Source organism: Moorena sp. SIO3B2, from assembly GCF_010692525.1.
In the GTDB taxonomy this organism is placed as follows: domain Bacteria; phylum Cyanobacteriota; class Cyanobacteriia; order Cyanobacteriales; family Coleofasciculaceae; genus Moorena; species Moorena producens.
This window is the reverse complement of sequence record NZ_JAAHHE010000011.1, coordinates 51,232-67,753: the sequence shown is the minus strand read 5'-3', so window position 1 is coordinate 67,753 and position 16,522 is coordinate 51,232. Positions and strand designations below refer to the sequence as shown.

At 45.1% G+C, this 16,522-nt stretch carries 11 protein-coding genes; 5 read left to right on the top strand and 6 right to left on the bottom strand.

Annotated elements, in window-relative coordinates; translation table 11 throughout:
- The first annotated feature begins 487 nt into the window (after positions 1–487).
- Both F6K38_RS04770 and F6K38_RS04765 read left to right on the top strand, forming a co-directional pair.
- Positions 488–1,540 carry a mevalonate kinase family protein gene (locus F6K38_RS04770; protein ID WP_008182695.1) on the top strand — a complete coding sequence of 351 codons (1,053 nt, stop codon included), beginning with the start codon at positions 488–490 and terminating at the stop codon, positions 1,538–1,540.
- Positions 1,527–2,417, top strand: a complete 891-nt coding sequence (locus tag F6K38_RS04765) for a UTP--glucose-1-phosphate uridylyltransferase (protein ID WP_008182692.1) — start codon at positions 1,527–1,529, stop codon at positions 2,415–2,417. The genes F6K38_RS04770 and F6K38_RS04765 overlap by 14 nt, the downstream gene beginning before the upstream one ends.
- A 28-nt stretch (positions 2,418–2,445) precedes the next feature.
- Here F6K38_RS04765 and msrB read toward each other — a convergent pair whose 3' ends face one another.
- Positions 2,446–2,844, bottom strand: a complete 399-nt coding sequence (gene msrB, locus F6K38_RS04760; protein WP_008182689.1) for a peptide-methionine (R)-S-oxide reductase MsrB — start codon at positions 2,842–2,844, stop codon at positions 2,446–2,448.
- Between the two features lie 700 nt (positions 2,845–3,544).
- Positions 3,545–4,276 (bottom strand): RadC family protein, encoded by a 732-nt coding sequence (radC, locus tag F6K38_RS04755; protein ID WP_008182685.1) that lies wholly within the window; start codon positions 4,274–4,276, stop codon positions 3,545–3,547.
- Between the two features lie 631 nt (positions 4,277–4,907).
- Between radC and F6K38_RS04750 the strand changes: the two genes are divergently transcribed.
- Positions 4,908–8,165 (top strand): hypothetical protein, encoded by a 3,258-nt coding sequence (locus F6K38_RS04750; protein WP_287356188.1) that lies wholly within the window; start codon positions 4,908–4,910, stop codon positions 8,163–8,165.
- A gap of 1 nt (position 8,166) precedes the next feature.
- Here F6K38_RS04750 and F6K38_RS04745 read toward each other — a convergent pair whose 3' ends face one another.
- The 4 genes from F6K38_RS04745 to F6K38_RS04730 form a co-directional block, all read right to left on the bottom strand.
- Positions 8,167–8,571, bottom strand: a complete 405-nt coding sequence (locus F6K38_RS04745) for a hypothetical protein (RefSeq protein ID WP_287255478.1) — start codon at positions 8,569–8,571, stop codon at positions 8,167–8,169.
- A 130-nt stretch (positions 8,572–8,701) separates the two neighbouring features.
- Positions 8,702–9,703 carry a protein translocase subunit SecF gene (secF, locus tag F6K38_RS04740; protein WP_287255480.1) on the bottom strand — a complete coding sequence of 334 codons (1,002 nt, stop codon included), beginning with the start codon at positions 9,701–9,703 and terminating at the stop codon, positions 8,702–8,704.
- Between the two features lie 368 nt (positions 9,704–10,071).
- A complete protein-coding gene (secD, locus tag F6K38_RS04735) occupies positions 10,072–11,466 on the bottom strand; it encodes a protein translocase subunit SecD (protein WP_287356186.1) in 1,395 nt (464 codons plus the stop codon).
- 246 nt (positions 11,467–11,712) lie between these two features.
- Positions 11,713–12,696 carry an alpha-ketoacid dehydrogenase subunit beta gene (locus tag F6K38_RS04730; RefSeq protein WP_008184010.1) on the bottom strand — a complete coding sequence of 328 codons (984 nt, stop codon included), beginning with the start codon at positions 12,694–12,696 and terminating at the stop codon, positions 11,713–11,715.
- Positions 12,697–13,164: 468 nt separating this feature from the next.
- Here F6K38_RS04730 and dnaK point away from each other — a divergent pair, with 468 nt between their 5' ends.
- Positions 13,165–15,180 (top strand): molecular chaperone DnaK, encoded by a 2,016-nt coding sequence (dnaK, locus tag F6K38_RS04725; RefSeq protein WP_287356194.1) that lies wholly within the window; start codon positions 13,165–13,167, stop codon positions 15,178–15,180.
- A gap of 210 nt (positions 15,181–15,390) precedes the next feature.
- On the top strand, positions 15,391–16,437 hold the full coding sequence (locus tag F6K38_RS04720) for a DnaJ C-terminal domain-containing protein (RefSeq protein ID WP_008184006.1): 1,047 nt from the start codon (positions 15,391–15,393) through the stop codon (positions 16,435–16,437).
- Positions 16,438–16,522 lie beyond the last annotated feature (85 nt).

Genomic DNA, 16,522 nt, shown 5'->3' with positions numbered 1-16,522 from the left:
AATCAAATATCTGAGGTTGATCTGGGGTGATTTAAGTTTTAATAAGTTGTTAACCTTCTGCCAGTAAAGCGTGATTTGAATCACGTTAACTATGTTGACTGTTGACTGTTGACTGTTGACTATTGACTGTTGACTGTTGATCTTAGGGATGCACAGCCAAGGCTTGCATGCAGTAGTTAACATAAAACGTTCCATGTAGTTACCCCACGTTACGTTTATTTCTATCGACCCTAGAGGTTTCAAAATTTCTAGTTAATACCAAGTAGCATTGAGCGTTAGCACCCTCTATCGAGAGTTTCCCAGTCTGGTGGTGTCTTGCCGTCTTTGAATGCAATCCCTCTGATGGCAATGTCATACTATAGTGCTTTATATAGTGCATATAGTGATTTGCAGCTCAGTAAAATACACTTTAGCCTCTCGGGAGCTCCCACTGCAATCACCGGCTGTATTCTATTCCAATCAAGACTGCTATAGATTTAACTGAGTAATGAAACTGTTTGTGCCAGGTCGCCTTTGTCTATTTGGGGAACATAGTGATTGGGCAGGAGGCTATCGCTGCCTAAATCCCGAGCTCGAAAGAGGCTACACCCTAATCACCGGAACCAATCAGGGACTTTATGCTCTGGTCTTATCTCATCCGACCGAGCTGATTATGCGTACTTCCCTGAGGGAGGGTACACCGACCGTTTCTATTAGTTTACCAATGGAAAGGAGTGCTCTGCTCGCTGTTGCTAAAAAAGGCGGTTTTTTTAGTTATGCTGCTGGGGTTGCCTACCAGTGTCTATCTCGCTATCCTGTCGGTGGAATTGAAATCGATAATTACCGCACTGACTTACCAATCAAGAAAGGGCTATCCTCAAGTGCAGCAATTTCCGTCCTAGTTGCCCGCAGCTTCAATCGCCTGTATGACTTAAACATGACCCTCCAAGAGGAAATGGAGTTAGCCTATCTAGGGGAAACCACCACCCCTTCCCAATGTGGTCGGATGGATTTCGCCTGTGCTTATGGCAATCGACCGATCATGATGATGTTTGATGGTGATCACACCGAGATTAGTGAACTCAAGGTACCTCGGAATCTGTTTTTTGTAATTGTAGACCTCGGGGCAAGCAAAAATACTCAGGAAATCCTGAGTAAACTGAATCAGTGCTATCCATTCGCCACTAACGAAATACAACAGAATGTTCAGCACTATCTTGGTCCAATCAGTTCTAAAATTACTCAGGAGGCAGTTGAGGCTCTGGAAAGGGGTGATGCTGAACGGATTGGTAGCTTGATGAACCAGGCACAAGCTGAATTCGACCGCTATCTTATCCCTGCTTGCCCTGAGCAATTAACTGCTGGAGTGCTGCACCAAATCCTGAATTATGAACCAATTCAACCTTATATCCTAGGGGGAAAGGGAGTTGGCTCTCAAGGGGATGGCACCGCACAATTTATTGTTAAAGACAAGGAAAGTCAACAAAAGTTAATTAAAATTATTGAGCGTGATTTTCCTCAAATGGAATCTTTGACGTTAACGATTTATGCAGACCAATAACGTTCGCAAAGCTTTAATTCCCGCAGCGGGTTTTGGTACCCGTTTGTTTCCAGCCACCAAAGTGGTAAAAAAAGAGTTATTTCCGATTATTGACCGGGATGGTAGGGCGAAACCAGTGATCATGGCGATTGTAGAAGAAGCGGTCAGTGCTGGGATAGAAGAAGTGGGGATTGTGGTTCAAAAAAGCGATCGCAAACATTTTGAAGAATTTTTTAAGTCCCCCCCCAAACCCGAACTCTTCGAGAAACTCTCTCCAGAAAACCAAGCATACAGCCAATATTTACAGGATTTAGGCCATAGAATTACCTTTCTGATTCAAGAGGAGCAAGAAGGCTATGGTCATGCTGTATTCTGTGCCAAAGAATGGGTAAATAATCAGCCTTTTCTATTGTTGCTGGGGGATCATGTTTACACTTCTGACCATGAAACTTCCTGTGCTAGTCAAGTTCTAAACGTTTATAACCAGGTTGATCAGAGCGTTGTTGCCTTGACCGTAATGCCAGGAGAGATTATTCACAAAGCTGGTTGCGTGACTGGGATTTGGCAAGAGTCAGAATCACGGTTGCGTGTGACAGAGCTTTATGAAAAGCCTACTCTTGAGTATGCGCGAGCCCATCTCCATATGGAAGGAATGGCAAAGGATCAGTTCTTAGCGGTATTTGGTATGTATGTACTTAAGCCGAAAATTTTTGACTATCTTGAAGAGCACATCAACCAAAATATCCGTGAAAAAGGTGAATTTCAGCTCACATCATGTCTTGATAAATTGCGACAAGAAGAGGGCATAACCGGTTATCTAGTTAAAGGCAAGTATTTTGATACCGGAATGCCCCAGTTTTATCGACAGACCATAATTGATTTTCCGAATCAAACTTAGGTGACTTGATCTGATTAATCCTGTTTTTTTAATCCTGTTTCTCGAAACTAAGGGAAGCAGAATTCATACAGTAGCGTAAGCCTGTTGGTGGTGGTCCATCGCTAAACACGTGACCTAGGTGAGCGTCACAGACAGCACACAACACTTCTGTCCTGCGCATAAATAGGCTGTTATCCGGTTCCTCCTTTACATTCTCTTCTTTGATAGGTGCGAAAAAACTAGGCCAACCTGTCCCAGAATCATATTTGGTATCAGAGTTAAATAGCTCTGTTCCGCAACAGATACATTTGTAGATACCCTTGTCCTTATTGTTCCAGTATTCTCCAGTGAAGGCTCTTTCCGTTCCCTTCTGTCTGGTGACTTTAAACTGTTCCGGTGTTAGCTGCTCTTTCCACTGTGCTTCAGTCTTTTGTACTTTACTAACCATGGCTGAATCCTTGTAATAGTGTTTTGATGATACGTGGGAGGTGAGAGATCACCAATAGGGTAATCTGGTCTTTTTTAAAAAAAAGACACGTTTTGATACTTAACTTAACATTTTCTGGCACACAGGAGATGGGAAGTTTGGGAAGTTTGGGAAGTTTGGGGCGTGTGGGGAGATGGGCAGGGTTTGATCAAGGGTAATTATTCAAAGGTAGGCGTTGCTGAATTAAGGAATGAATGGGCGATCATCTGGTTTTATTAAAGCCCCCTAAATCCCCCAATTTTGGGGGACTTTGGGAGTTTTGTTCCCCCCAGCGAGGGATTGCTCGCTGGGGGGCTAGGCCGTGTTTTCAAAGTTTTCCGCAAGATTTAGATCCCCCCCAACCCCCCGCGCGGAAGGGGGGAGCCATTCTCAAAGTCCCCCTTTTTTAAGGGGGATTTAGGGGGATCTCCGAGTTTGAAAACACGCCCTAGGGGGGCGAAACCATACCCAGAATCAGCAACGCCCAAAGGTAAGTATTCGCCCATGAGATGAGTGGTCAGGCAACCCTTCCGTGTCTGCCACAGCTAATATCATGTCAGGATAATTACCCTTAATAAAAATCTCCCCCATCTCCCCATCTCCCCACACCTCCCACCCTCCCCACCCTCCCCGCGCCCGGGCCCCAAAATTGATGGATATTCAACCGGACTTGATATAAACCTCACTCTTCCTGGGGATACTCATCCCACAGTTTCGTTACTTGCCGTATGCTCTGGTAATTACCATTGCCAACAATCAAGTGATCCAATACCGGAATACATAAGAGTTGACCTACCTGTAATAACCGTTCCGTTAGAGTAATATCTTGAAAACTTGGGTCAACACTCCCAGTGGGATGATTGTGAGCCACAATTACCTGTGTTGCTCCTTGGCGCAGCACTTCTCGGAAAATATCCCGGGGATTAGCAATGGTTTCTGTTGCTGTACCAACAGTAATAATCTGAGTACCCAACAAATGATTCTTAACATCAAGTAGCAACACAGCAAATCGTTCATGATTTTGCCACATTAAGTCATGACTCAAAGACGCTGCTGCTGAGGCTGGACTATCAATAATTACACCTTCTGTAGGTCGAGACAGAAATGCCCGTTTGCCCAGCTCCACTGCGGCTAAAATCGTTGTGGCTTTCGCTAGTCCAACACCATGAATTTGGGTCAATTCTTGAGCTTTAATATTCCGCAACACAGCCATTGGGTCTCGCTGGTCTTTGGCAAGTTCCTGTAAAATCAACTGTCCTAAACCCATGGCAGAAAGCTTTCCTTTGCCTTGACCTGTACCTAAAAGAATTGCTAGCAGTTCCGCTGTCGCCAGATTTTTAGCTCCTAGAGCAACTAATCGCTCACGAGGACGTTCACTGATGGGAAGATCAGCAATTCTCAGGCAATATGTCATAGATGTACACTGATCAAGACTGAAGGGATTTATTTTTAGTTATCCCGTTTTGAGCTAAGAAAGCTAGATTCGATTGGGAATATGCTGATTATCCCAATAATCAAGATGGGGAGATGGGACGATGGGGAAATGGGGAAATGGGGAAATGGGGAAATGGGGAGATGGGGAGATGGGGAGATGGGGAGATGGGGAGATGGAGAAATTAGGTGTAAACAAACACAGATGACTAGCACAATTTCATAATACTGTCGTGCCAAATTGACGATTTTGCCAAATCTTTACATAACGGATTTTCTTTAGTGCATAAATATTTGAACAAAACCAAGAAGGTTTAGTGCTGGATTGTCTAGGAAGGTTATCCCTTGATTAGCGGACTTTTCGGCAACACCAATTACCTACCAAAAACGAAAATCCGAGAAATTCTAATCATATTGACTGACTTAATACCTCAAAGCGCGTAGTGGCTATGTTACAGTAATTAATAATTTACAATCAACATATAAAGATTTTCCCTAGACTGCCTCAGAATTAAGTAAAATTTTGATGAATTTATCACAATCCTAGTCCCAATCACTAGGATTAGCTGAGATGATGTCAAATCGAAAGCATATAGACATCTACCAAATTAACTATGTCAAATCAACTATTCAATATTTCAAACCTTAACGGCAGAATTGGGTTCTCTATTAATGGTGTTACGTTAGGTGACCGCTCCGGTTTCTCAGTCAGCAGCGCTGGAGATATCAACGGTGATGGCAATCATGATCTGATCATCGGAGCCCCAGGTGCTGATCCCAATGGCCTTTTTTCAGGTACAAGCTATGTAGTCTTCGGTGGTCCAGATGTAGGTACTACCGGTACCATTGAACTAGCTGACCTAGACGGTACTAACGGTTTTGTTATTGCCGGTCTTAATTCAACTGGATTCTTAGGCTTTTCGGTTAGCAGTGGTGGAGATATCAATGGTGATGGTACGAATGACCTACTGGTAAGTGCTCCTGGTGCTGGTGCCAACAACAATGGCGTTAGCTATGTAGTATTTGGCGGTTCCACTGTGGGCTCTACTGGTAGCGTAGATCTCTCATCTGGCTTTGCTATCAATGGCATTGATCCTGCAGAATTTTCTGGTCATTCCATCAGCAATTTAGGGGATGTTAACGGCGATGGGAAAAATGACCTATTGATTGGTGCTCCTCATGCCTTGTTGCCTATTTCTTCTCCCGGTCTTAATCCTGGCAATGCTTATGTGGTATTTGGGGGCACAGGTACTGGCGGTAGCCTAGACCTCTCCACTCTGGACGGCACTAATGGCTTCCTCCTCACCAGTAGTGTTGCCGGAAACTTAGCAGGTTTTTCAGTCAGTAGTGCTGGGGATATCAATGGTGATGGCATCAAGGACTTCGCTATCGGTGTTCCTGGTAGTGATTCTCCTCTGACTGACAACAGTTCTGCTGGCAAGACTTATGTAGTGTTCGGTGGTTCAGGTGTCGGTGCCACTGGAACCCTAGACCTCTCATCGATACCCTCCTCCGACCCCAAAACTGGCTTCGTCATTAATGGTATTGATGAAGGTTCTAGCCTTGATCTCGGTGACAGGGCAGGCTGGTCCGTGAGTGATGCTGGCGATGTCAACGGTGATGGTGTTAGTGATTTAATCATTGGGGCTCCCTTTGTTGACTCCGATACCCAGACTGATGTTGGCGAGGCTTACGTAGTGTTTGGCGGCACCGATGTTGCTGGTACAGGGAACTTAGACCTTGCAAGCCTCGACGGTACCAATGGCTTTGCCATCACAGGGATTGAAGCGAATGGTCTCCTGGGCTCGTCAGTTAGTTATGCTGGGGATCTCAACAAAGATGGGTTTGCTGATGTTGCGATTGGAGCTAAAGGTGCAGGCAAAGTTTATGTGCTATTCGGCAGTGAAGAGTTGGGAACTACTGGCAGTGTAGACCTTTCTACCCTAAACGGCGAAGATGGCTTAGTTATCGAAGGTACTGACTCCCTAGGCTTCTCAGTAAGTGGAGCAAAAGACGTTAATAGTGATAGCATTGATGACCTAGTTATTGGCGCACCTGGTCTTGAGCTTAGTACAGCCAATGGCGACACCCCAGGGAATAGCTATGTCCTATTCGGTAATGTTGCTCCAGTGATAGACCTCAATGGTGTATCGCCAGTTATCGATCCCGATCCAGATACCACTACTGATACTGATCCAGATACCACACCTGATCCCGATCCAGATACCACTACTGATACTGATCCAGATACCACTACTGATACTGATCCAGATACCACTACTGATACTGATCCAGATACCACACCTGATCCCGATCCAGATACCACACCTGATCCCGATCCAGATACCACTACTGATACTGATCCAGATACCACTACTGATACTGATCCAGATACCACACCTGATCCCGATCCAGATACCACACCTGATCCCGATCCAGATACCACTACTGATACTGATCCAGATACCACTACTGATACTGATCCAGATACCACACCTGATCCCGATCCAGATACCACACCTGATCCCGATCCAGATACCACTACTGATACTGATCCAGATACCACTACTGATACTGATCCAGATACCACTACTGATACTGATTCAGATACCACTACTGATACTGATTCAGATACCACTACTGATACTGATCCAGATACCACTACTGATACTGATCCAGATACCACTACTGATACTGATTCAGATACCACTACTGATACTGATCCAGATACCACTACTGATACTGATCCAGATACCACTACTGATACTGATCCAGATACCACACCTGATCCCGATCCAGATACCACACCTGATCCCGATCCAGATACCACTACTGATCCAGCTCCCGAGCCAATTATTGCTGCTGCCCCAGCTATTCCAGCTGCCCCAGATCCAGATACAGACGGCATTGATGCTACTGTCACATTTACCGGTAATCAGCTTGCACTGTTCCCAGATAACAAATTGACTCTGAGTGATGCTAATAACACCACTCTGGTTGGCGCAACAGTAACAATTGCCAATCTGCTGAATCCCACAGAGGAACTGCTGACTGTTGATAACACTGGCACCCTGATCGGGTTTAGCTTCGATGCCAACAATGGTATCCTGACCTTAAGTGGGGTAGATACCATCCAAAATTACCAGCAAGTCCTCAACACCCTAGAGTATGAAAACACATCTGGTGTGACTGATGCCTCTGGTCGCATTATCCAGTTTGTGGTTGATGATGGTTTAGCTTTCAACAACGTAAGTGAGGTAGCTACTCTGATTACCATCCAAGATAATGACTCGACGGTGATTGGTACTTTCCAGAATGATACCTTGCTTGGGGGTAATGGCAACGATACCCTAGAGGGTAACTCAGGTAATGACTTACTCGACGGTGGAGCTGGTAATGATAGCCTGGTTGGAGGAGATAACTCAGACACCTTGCTCGGTGGTGACGGTAATGACGTCCTTGATGGTGGGACTAATGGAGACTTCCTAGATGGTGGAGCTGGTAATGATAACTTGTCTGGGGGAGAAAACTCAGACACCTTGATCGGTGCTGAGGGTAATGACTCCCTGTTTGGTGGCAACGGTGATGATATCTTAGAAGGCGGATTAGGCAATGATATCTTATCTGGCGCAGGGGGCATTGACACCTATGTCTTGAACCCTGGTGAGGGAACAGATACTGTGTTTAGTTTTGAAGATGGAATCGATATGTTCAAGTTAGGTGGAGATCTGACCTTTGATCAGCTGGCAATTGCTGATATGGGCGCGACTACTATTACTGCCAATGGCGAAGTCTTAGCACAGGTGTTCGGGGTCTCCGCGAGTCAGCTCACAGCGGCAGATTTTATTGTTGAGGAGGATATAGTCGTTTAATTCAAGAGCCGCACACCCACTTCCAGAGTGGGTGTGTGGGGCCTTGCTGACAAATCCGCTGTACTTGTTGCTCCAGACGTTTCTGTTCTAAGGGTGGTAATCCAAATAAAATATTGCGACTTTGCCAAACTAAGACGGCTAAAGTTGTGCCAATACAGATAGCCAGACCTATTGCAGGCAGATGGTTGTAGATAATACTATACCGGAGTACTGCCCAGGTAAAATGCGATCGCATCAGGGAAATTTCATAGTGCCAACCCCACAGGCTTAATGGAGCAACAGTTATCCAGAGGATGCCTACGAAAACCCACCTACCATAAACAGTTATTTGATGTAATCGTTTTACCCTGGCCTCAAAGATGGGGTCAAGGGTAATTTTTCTTCTTGGGCTACCTGGCTGCTCCATGATCAGAAGACTATTGAAAATTATAGCTTTTATTGCATTTATGAGGTATGCTTCTCAACCTCAAAGTCCCCCTTTTTAAGGTAAATGGGGGATCGCTTTGTACCTCATGGTAGAGAGAATTGCTATAGAACTAAACTTCATCAGAAAATTCTGCTTCAATCACTGGATTCCCCTCCTTTTCTGGATTAACTGCAACCTCGACTACAGACTGAGCTTTACCAGTGCGCTCTCTCCACCAAGCTAAGAGGGTACTTGCAATAAAAATACTGGAGTAAGAGCCTGCTGTAAAACCAATAATTAGTGCTAAGGCAAAGAATTTTAGGGTTTCTCCCCCGAACAGCAAGATGGCTAACAGGGGTAGCAAGGTAGTTAAGGTGGTATTGATGGAGCGGGTTAAGGTTTGATTAACAGCATCCTCTACAATTTGATTGATATGTTGACCTGGCTTGAGTTTAATTACTTCTCGCACCCGGTCGTAAATCACCACAGTATCATTAACAGAAAAACCAATAATTGTCAATAGGGCAACCACAAATAAGGTATCGACTTCTACCCCTAGCACTAAACCTAGGATAGAGAAAAGACCAATAGCGATTAAGACATCGTGGAACAGGGCAACGAAAGCGAATAGGCCATAGTCAAACTCGAATCGGAAGGTAAGGTAGACAAAGATGCCCACAAAGGCCATAAACAAAGCGATTAAGCCAGAAATAAACAGTTGCCTGCCCAAGGTGGGACCAACGGTGTCAATCTGAGTAGATTTGGGTTCGAAAACACCAAGACGCTCGGTTAAAGCAGTTTGCAACTGGGTGCGTTGTTCAACATCTAATGTTTTAGTCCGAATTGTCAGGGCTTGTTTTTCTTCCCCTAGTATTTGGATACTGCTATTGCCAAGACCTTGTGCTGTCATCACCTCCCGTACCAGAGCCAAATCGATGGGTTGGTCACAGTTTCCGGGTTGAGTACAGTCTCTCTCTAGCTGTAGGCGGGTACCACCAACGAAATCCAGACCTAACCGTAAAGGGGCTCCTAGTTGAATAAAAGAAATCACCATGGCAAGGATACCGACCGTAATCAGGCCGGTTGAGATGCTCCACCAAAGCGATCGCGTTTTAATTACATTAAGTTTCATATTGACTTTTTTATTGATAAATCCTTATATAGCAAAGGGAGTAGGGAGTAGGGAGTAGGGAGTAGGGAGTAGGGAGTAGGGAGTAGGGAGTAGGGAGTAGGGAGTAGGGAGTAGGGAGTAGGTAATCAAATTATCACAATTAATTTAATTTAGGATTGCTATAAATTAGGAATTATGAAATGGGTTTGTTGATGGAACCGGAGCATGGTCAACTAAACCCTTTATCCACAAAGTTATCCACAACTAGGATGAAGGATTAAATAGATTTTTTAGTTGAACCAAATCATGGTCAACTAAACGCTTTATCCAAACCCTTTAATTACACTTCTTACTTCCTATTTCCTACTTCCTATTTCCTAATTTATAAACTATTGGGTTGGTAAATTCGGGCAGAATAGTTCTGGTTTCTGACGTACCCCTGGAAGTCCTAAAACTGTTACGAGCATCAGGGTTCGACTACAGGTCACGGCGGTAAACATACTGATTCCTACCCCAATGCCTAGGGTTACGGCAAAGCCTTTCACTAGACCTGAACCTAGCCAAAACAGTACTGCACAGGCGATTAATGTGGTCACAGTTGCATCTAAAATACTAGAAAATGCTCGGTAAAACCCTGACTCTACTGAGCGATACAAGGTCTTACCAGCACGTAATTCTTCCCGTGTCCGCTCAAAAATCAGCACATTGGCATCAACTGCCATACCGATACTAAGGATAAAACCAGCAATTCCGGGTAGGGTTAAGGTAACACCTAAGAAGGCAAATGCTGCGATGGTGAGTAAAGCGTAGATACTCAGAGCAATATTAGCAATGATGCCAGGCAGTCGGTAATATAGCACCATAAAGATTAATACTAAAATAAGACCAACTACAGCAGCATAGATACTACGTTGAATACTATCTCGTCCTAAGGTTGCCCCTACGGTGCGATTCTCCACGATTTCCACTGGCAAAGGTAAGGAACCTCCCCGCAGCTGGGCAGCAAATTCATAGGCACTTTCGGCATCAAAGTTACCGGTAATCACTGCTGCACCACCACTGATGCCATTTTCAGCATATCGCGCTGCTACACTCGGAGCACTAATTAGTAAATTGTCGAGGAAAATACCAATGCTGCGTCCTGTACCGGCAATGTTCTTGGTCAGCTCAGCAAACTTTTGAGCTCCCTCACTATCGAATCGGATAGCCACTTCCCAAGCACCACCAGTTTGAAGAGGTTGGGGACGAGCATCTTGGAGGTTTTTGCCAGTCAGACCACTACTTTCAAATAGTTCAAGGATGGCTTGGTTACTACGATTGATAGCAGCTTGATTTTCTGCGATCGCATCTCCATCACCATTGTTGCGCAATACCTCTTGGTTCAATTGTAGTTGTTGTAGCACTTGCTGTTCAACCTGCAGCTGTGCGTCTGTACCAATGTTTTGCTTGAGAAAATCCAGCTGTGCTGTTCCCCCTAGTACCCGTTCCGCTTGTTGCGGGTCATTGACACCAGGTAGCTGTACCAAAAGCTGGTCTTTGCCAACGGTTTGGACTACCGACTCAGAAACCCCTAGGGCATTGACTCGACCTTCTATAACAGTTTTAACTGCGTCTAATTGCTCAGCCGTGATTTCGGTAATCTCTTCGGTAGTGTTAATCTGAATTGTGAGTTGAGCCCCTCCCTGCAAGTCCAGTCCTAACCGGATTGGAAATTGCACCAGCAATATGATTGCTGTAATTACAAGTACTATGATTAAGGCTAATAGTGAACGCTGTTTTTGCATGACTACGACCCGCCGCAACAAATGCTATGATAATCTGTTTTGGCGAGTCTAGTAACTGAGAAAATATAAAGTCTGAACTCTGAACTCTGAACTCTGAACTCTGAACTCTGAACTCTCAAGGCTGGAGGCTTAAGTATTCTATCGATTGGTTACTTAGGAATCGGAATCTTTTTCACCTCCAGCATCTAATGATCAGCAACGCCCCCTGCATGGCTAATGCCTAAGCTTTATTTGCCAAGCTTTTAGTTAAATCCGCAAAGCCACCATCTTTTTCACACCCTCGACAATTTGATGGGGTTGGACAATGGTTAGATTTTCGAGAGTCCCGTTGTAGGGAGTGGGAATATCTTGGGATGAAAGCCGAAGCACTGGTGCATCGAGTTCATCAAACCAGCGCTCGTTAATCGATGCTGTTAATTCTGCCCCAATACCACCGGTTTTCATGCACTCTTCTACAATAATGACTCGGTGGGTTTTGGCGATTGAAGCACCAATGGTCTTAAAGTCTAGAGGCTTTAGGGAAATCAGGTCAATCACTTCAGGATCATAGCCCTCTTTTTCCAGCTGCTTAGCCGCTTGGATGGCGTGGTGACGCATCCGGGAGTAGGTAAGAATGGTAACATCTTTACCAGGGCGTACAACTTCAGCTTTATCAAGGGGTACCAAGTACTCCTGTTCTGGCAGATTTTCTTTGAGATTGTAGAGCAGGACGTGTTCAAAGAACAATACTGGGTTATCATCTCGAATGGCAGATTTAAGCAACCCTTTTCCATTGTAGGGGGTGGAGCAAGCAACGATTTTGAGACCGGGAACTGCCTGAAAGTAGGCTTCTAGACGCTGGGAGTGTTCAGCCCCTAACTGACGTCCGACACCACCAGGGCCTCTAACCACCATCGGGATTTTAAAATTACCACCAGAGGTATAGCGTAACATCCCGGCATTGTTGGAAATTTGGTTGAATGCCAGGAGTAAAAACCCCATATTCATGCCTTCGACAATTGGTCGTAAACCTGTCATTGCTGCACCAACAGCTAGACCAGTAAAGCTATTTTCGGCAATGGGGGTATCCAGAAGCCGCAAGTCACCGTATTTTTTACACAAATCTTTGGTAACTTTGTAGGAACCACCGTAGTGACCGACATCTTCACCGATTACAAATACTGTCTCATCCCGTGCCATTTCTTCGTCTATGGCTTCACGCAGAGCATTAAAGAATAGTGTTTCTGCCATTAATAATTCAATATAGGGGGCTACTGTGATCCTAGCATTGCCAGAGCCCTCGAATGATGATGTACAGGGAAGTTTCCCACAGGTAAGTCGGGCAGATTGATAGGTGCGCTCTTACCATTAAGAATTAAATTCACGCTTTGGCGCGCCCATGCTGTGGAAGCGCTAATCAATAGTCTTGAATGTACTACTTCACCCGATCCTCGAGTTTGCTAATATATTCTCTATTATGATAGGATGCTTACTTTGAAATTCCGCTAAATTGGGGAAGAAGTCAAGGGATAGAATAGATTCAGCACTTCGGGGCATCCCTTACCATAACTGCAACCGTCAGAGGTCTAGGGTGACTACGCTTCGGAAAACCGAACCACTGGCTATATACAATTTTAATCAAAATATCATCTATATATATAGTAGTTGAAATTCATTGAACGAGTTGACAGCATTCATCTTGAGGAGAATAAAGGACGCATGGGCAAGGTAGTCGGCATTGACCTGGGTACAACAAACTCCGTGGTGGCTGTCATCGAAGGCGGTAAGCCGGTGGTAATTGCTAATGCGGAAGGTATGCGCACAACTCCCTCAATGGTTGGCTTTAGTAAGGATGGGGAAAGGGTTGTAGGACAATTAGCACGCCGCCAAGCTGTGCTTAATCCCCAAAATACCTTCTATGGGGTGAAGCGGTATATTGGACGTAAGTATGCTGAACTGAATCCAGAGTCAAAGCGGGTTGCCTATACCATTCGCCGGGATGAAAGTGGTAATGTGAGAATTAAGTGCCCCCGGTTGAAAAAAGACTTCGCCCCAGAGGAAATTTCTGCAATGATTCTGCGGAAGTTGGCGGATGAGGCCAGCCGCTACCTGGGAGAGGAGGTAACAGGAACAGTAATAACAGTCCCGGCTTACTTTAATGATTCTCAACGGCAAGCCACACGAGATGCTGGACGAATTGCTGGGTTAGAGGTTCTGCGGATTCTTAATGAACCAACAGCAGCGTCTTTGGCTTATGGCTTGGATCTTGAGGCCAGCCAAACTATCCTGGTATTTGATTTGGGCGGGGGTACCTTTGATGTCTCGATCCTAGAGGTGGGGGATGGGGTGTGTGAAGTGCTATCAACCAGTGGTGATACTCAACTGGGGGGCAATGATTTTGATCGAAAAATTGTTGACTGGTTGGCAGAGCAATTTTTGAAATCAGAGGGAATTGATCTGCGACGCGATCGCCAAGCCCTACAACGGCTGACTGAAGCTGCAGAAAAAGCTAAGATCGAGCTGTCTGGGGTGGGTGTAACTGATATTAATTTGCCCTTTATTACAGCTACAGAAGATGGTCCAAAACACCTAGAAACTAGGCTGAAGCGCTCTCAGTTTGAAGAGCTATGTGTGGATCTAGTTAGTCGTTTGCGCAGACCCCTAAAACGAGCTTTCAAAGATGCTGGCTTAACTCCTATGGACATTGATGAAGTGATCTTGGTAGGAGGGGGAACCCGCACCCCGATGGTACAACAATTGGTGCGCAGCTTAATCGATCGGGAACCAAATCAGAATGTTAATCCTGATGAGGTAGTGGCAGTAGGAGCTGCAATTCAAGGAGGAATTCTTAACAGTGAAGTCAAAGATATCCTATTGCTGGATGTAACTCCGTTGTCCTTGGGTTTGGAAACTATTGGTGGGGTGATGAAAAAGTTAATCCCCCGCAACACGACTATCCCAGTCCGGCGGTCTGATATTTTTTCCACCTCCCAAAATAATCAGACTTTGGTGGAAATTCATGTCCTGCAAGGGGAACGGGATATGGCAACAGATAATAAGTCTTTGGGTCGGTTTAAGTTGACTGGTATTCCCCCAGCACCACGGGGAGTGCCCCAAATTCAGGTGGCTTTCGATATTGATGCTAATGGAATTTTGCAGGTATTGGCACTGGATAAAACTACTGGTCGAGAACAAAGCATTACCATTCAAGGGGCTTCTACCCTGAGTGAAGCGGAAGTCAACAAAATGATTCGTGAGGCAGAAGAATACGCTGAGGTTGACCGGGAACGAAGGGAACGAGTAGAAAAGCGCAATCGGGCAGAAAGTTTGGCTAATGAAGCGGAACGGCAACTGAGGGAGGTAGCCCTAGATTTTGGGAGACAGTTTGCTAGTGGTTATCGGCGTCAGATTGAAGGCTTAATTCAGGAGATGCGTCAATCCGTTGCCCAAAATGATGACCGGGCTATTGATCGGACTCAAGGTGATCTACAAGATGCCCTCTATGAGCTCAAGCGAGAGGTACGGCTGCAATATGAGGAAGAAGAGGATGATGACTTGTTTGGCTCAATTCGTCGTACCTTCACCGGAGATAGTGACAGAGACCGATATTCTGAACGGGATTACCGCCGGGACTCCTATGACTCCTATGGGGCTAGTTCATCGAGGTCCAGTCGCGATCGCGATCGCAGAAACCCCCTTGAAAATGATTGGGATGAGGATGATAATTGGTTCTAAATTAGTCAGTAGTTAGTTGTCAGTTGTCAGTAGCCACAACTAATTAGCGGTTAGTCTTTAGGTAAAAGTTTTCTCGCTCTTCCCTTTAAAAAATACTGACAATTAACGATTAATCACGAATAGATCAAAAAACGAATAGATCAAAAAAGCCTTAATACGGGGGTTTACCCGATGAGGGAGTGCATCGAGACACTTCATTATTGACTAATTATGCAAAACTATCGAGATTACTATGAAATGTTGGGTGTACCCACAGAGGCATCCAGCGAGGAAATTAAAAAGGCTTATCGGCGGTTAGCTCGACAGTATCACCCCGACCTGAATCCTGGAGATAAGACAGCAGAAGACAAGTTCAAGGATATTGGTGAGGCATATGAAGTTCTCTCTGACCCGAATAGGCGATCGCAGTACGACCAATTCAGCCGATATTGGCAGAAGAAGAAGTTTGGTAGAAAAGCGGCTAAAGCTGCTACTTTGATTAAAAATGTAGGCTGGAACGGCAATGGTCGTGGTTCATACCAACCAGAGGATTATGGCAATTACCGGGACTTCAACACCTTCATTGATCAACTACTCGGGCGTCGCTCTACTAGAAAGGCAACATCAACCCCACCTCCAGGGACTCGGGTAAGTTCTGAGAGTGCGTTTCGACCAGGGAAAACTAAAACAGCCTACACTGTTAGTTCTCGTCTGAGACCTCAACCCAAATCCCCCCCTCAGCCTCAACCTTATCCCAAACCTCAACCTCAAGATATTGACGCTCGATTAACCCTACCTTTGGAAAAAGCCTATAAAGGGGGTCGAGAGCGAATTCGCCTAGAAGATGGACGGGCTTTAGAAATTGAGCTACCTGCTGGGATGGTAACCGGTGCCCTGGTGCGGCTCCAAGGTCAAGGTATTGATGGTGGATGTTTAAATTTAAAAATTACTGTGTCACCTCATCCTTTCTTTAAATTAGAGGAATTGGATGTGATTTGTGTAGTACCAGTAAGCCCTGCTGAAGCAGTATTAGGTGACTTAATAGAAGTTCCCACCTTGGATGGTATAGTGCAAATTAATGTTCCTAGTGGCGTCAGGTCAGGACAAAAATTGCGCTTGGCAAATAAGGGTTATCCCAATCAGGATGGGTTACGAGGGGATCAGGTAGTAGAAATTCAGATTGTTGTGCCAACCGAAGCCACTCAGGAGGTCAGAGAACTATACGAAAAACTAAGGGAGATTGATAATTTTAATCCTCGCCAAGATTTACTGGTCTAGGAAAAAGGCTTACATCCAAGCATCCACAAACGCGCAAGTCCCAAGTCACAAGTCAGAAGTCAAAAGTAAGCATTGACTAGGTTTC

Excerpts from the sequence above, each read along its gene's own strand:
- F6K38_RS04720 (WP_008184006.1), top strand. The coding sequence starts at position 15,391 with ATGCAAAACTATCGAGATTACTATGAAATGTTGGGTGTACCCACAGAG.
- F6K38_RS04770 (WP_008182695.1), top strand. The coding sequence starts at position 488 with ATGAAACTGTTTGTGCCAGGTCGCCTTTGTCTATTTGGGGAACATAGT.
- dnaK (WP_287356194.1), top strand. The coding sequence starts at position 13,165 with ATGGGCAAGGTAGTCGGCATTGACCTGGGTACAACAAACTCCGTGGTG.
- F6K38_RS04730 (WP_008184010.1), bottom strand. The coding sequence starts at position 12,696 with ATGGCAGAAACACTATTCTTTAATGCTCTGCGTGAAGCCATAGACGAA.
- radC (WP_008182685.1), bottom strand. The coding sequence starts at position 4,276 with ATGACATATTGCCTGAGAATTGCTGATCTTCCCATCAGTGAACGTCCT.
- msrB (WP_008182689.1), bottom strand. The coding sequence starts at position 2,844 with ATGGTTAGTAAAGTACAAAAGACTGAAGCACAGTGGAAAGAGCAGCTA.
- F6K38_RS04750 (WP_287356188.1), top strand. The coding sequence starts at position 4,908 with ATGTCAAATCAACTATTCAATATTTCAAACCTTAACGGCAGAATTGGG.
- F6K38_RS04765 (WP_008182692.1), top strand. The coding sequence starts at position 1,527 with ATGCAGACCAATAACGTTCGCAAAGCTTTAATTCCCGCAGCGGGTTTT.
- F6K38_RS04745 (WP_287255478.1), bottom strand. The coding sequence starts at position 8,571 with ATGGAGCAGCCAGGTAGCCCAAGAAGAAAAATTACCCTTGACCCCATC.
- secD (WP_287356186.1), bottom strand. The coding sequence starts at position 11,466 with ATGCAAAAACAGCGTTCACTATTAGCCTTAATCATAGTACTTGTAATT.
- secF (WP_287255480.1), bottom strand. The coding sequence starts at position 9,703 with ATGAAACTTAATGTAATTAAAACGCGATCGCTTTGGTGGAGCATCTCA.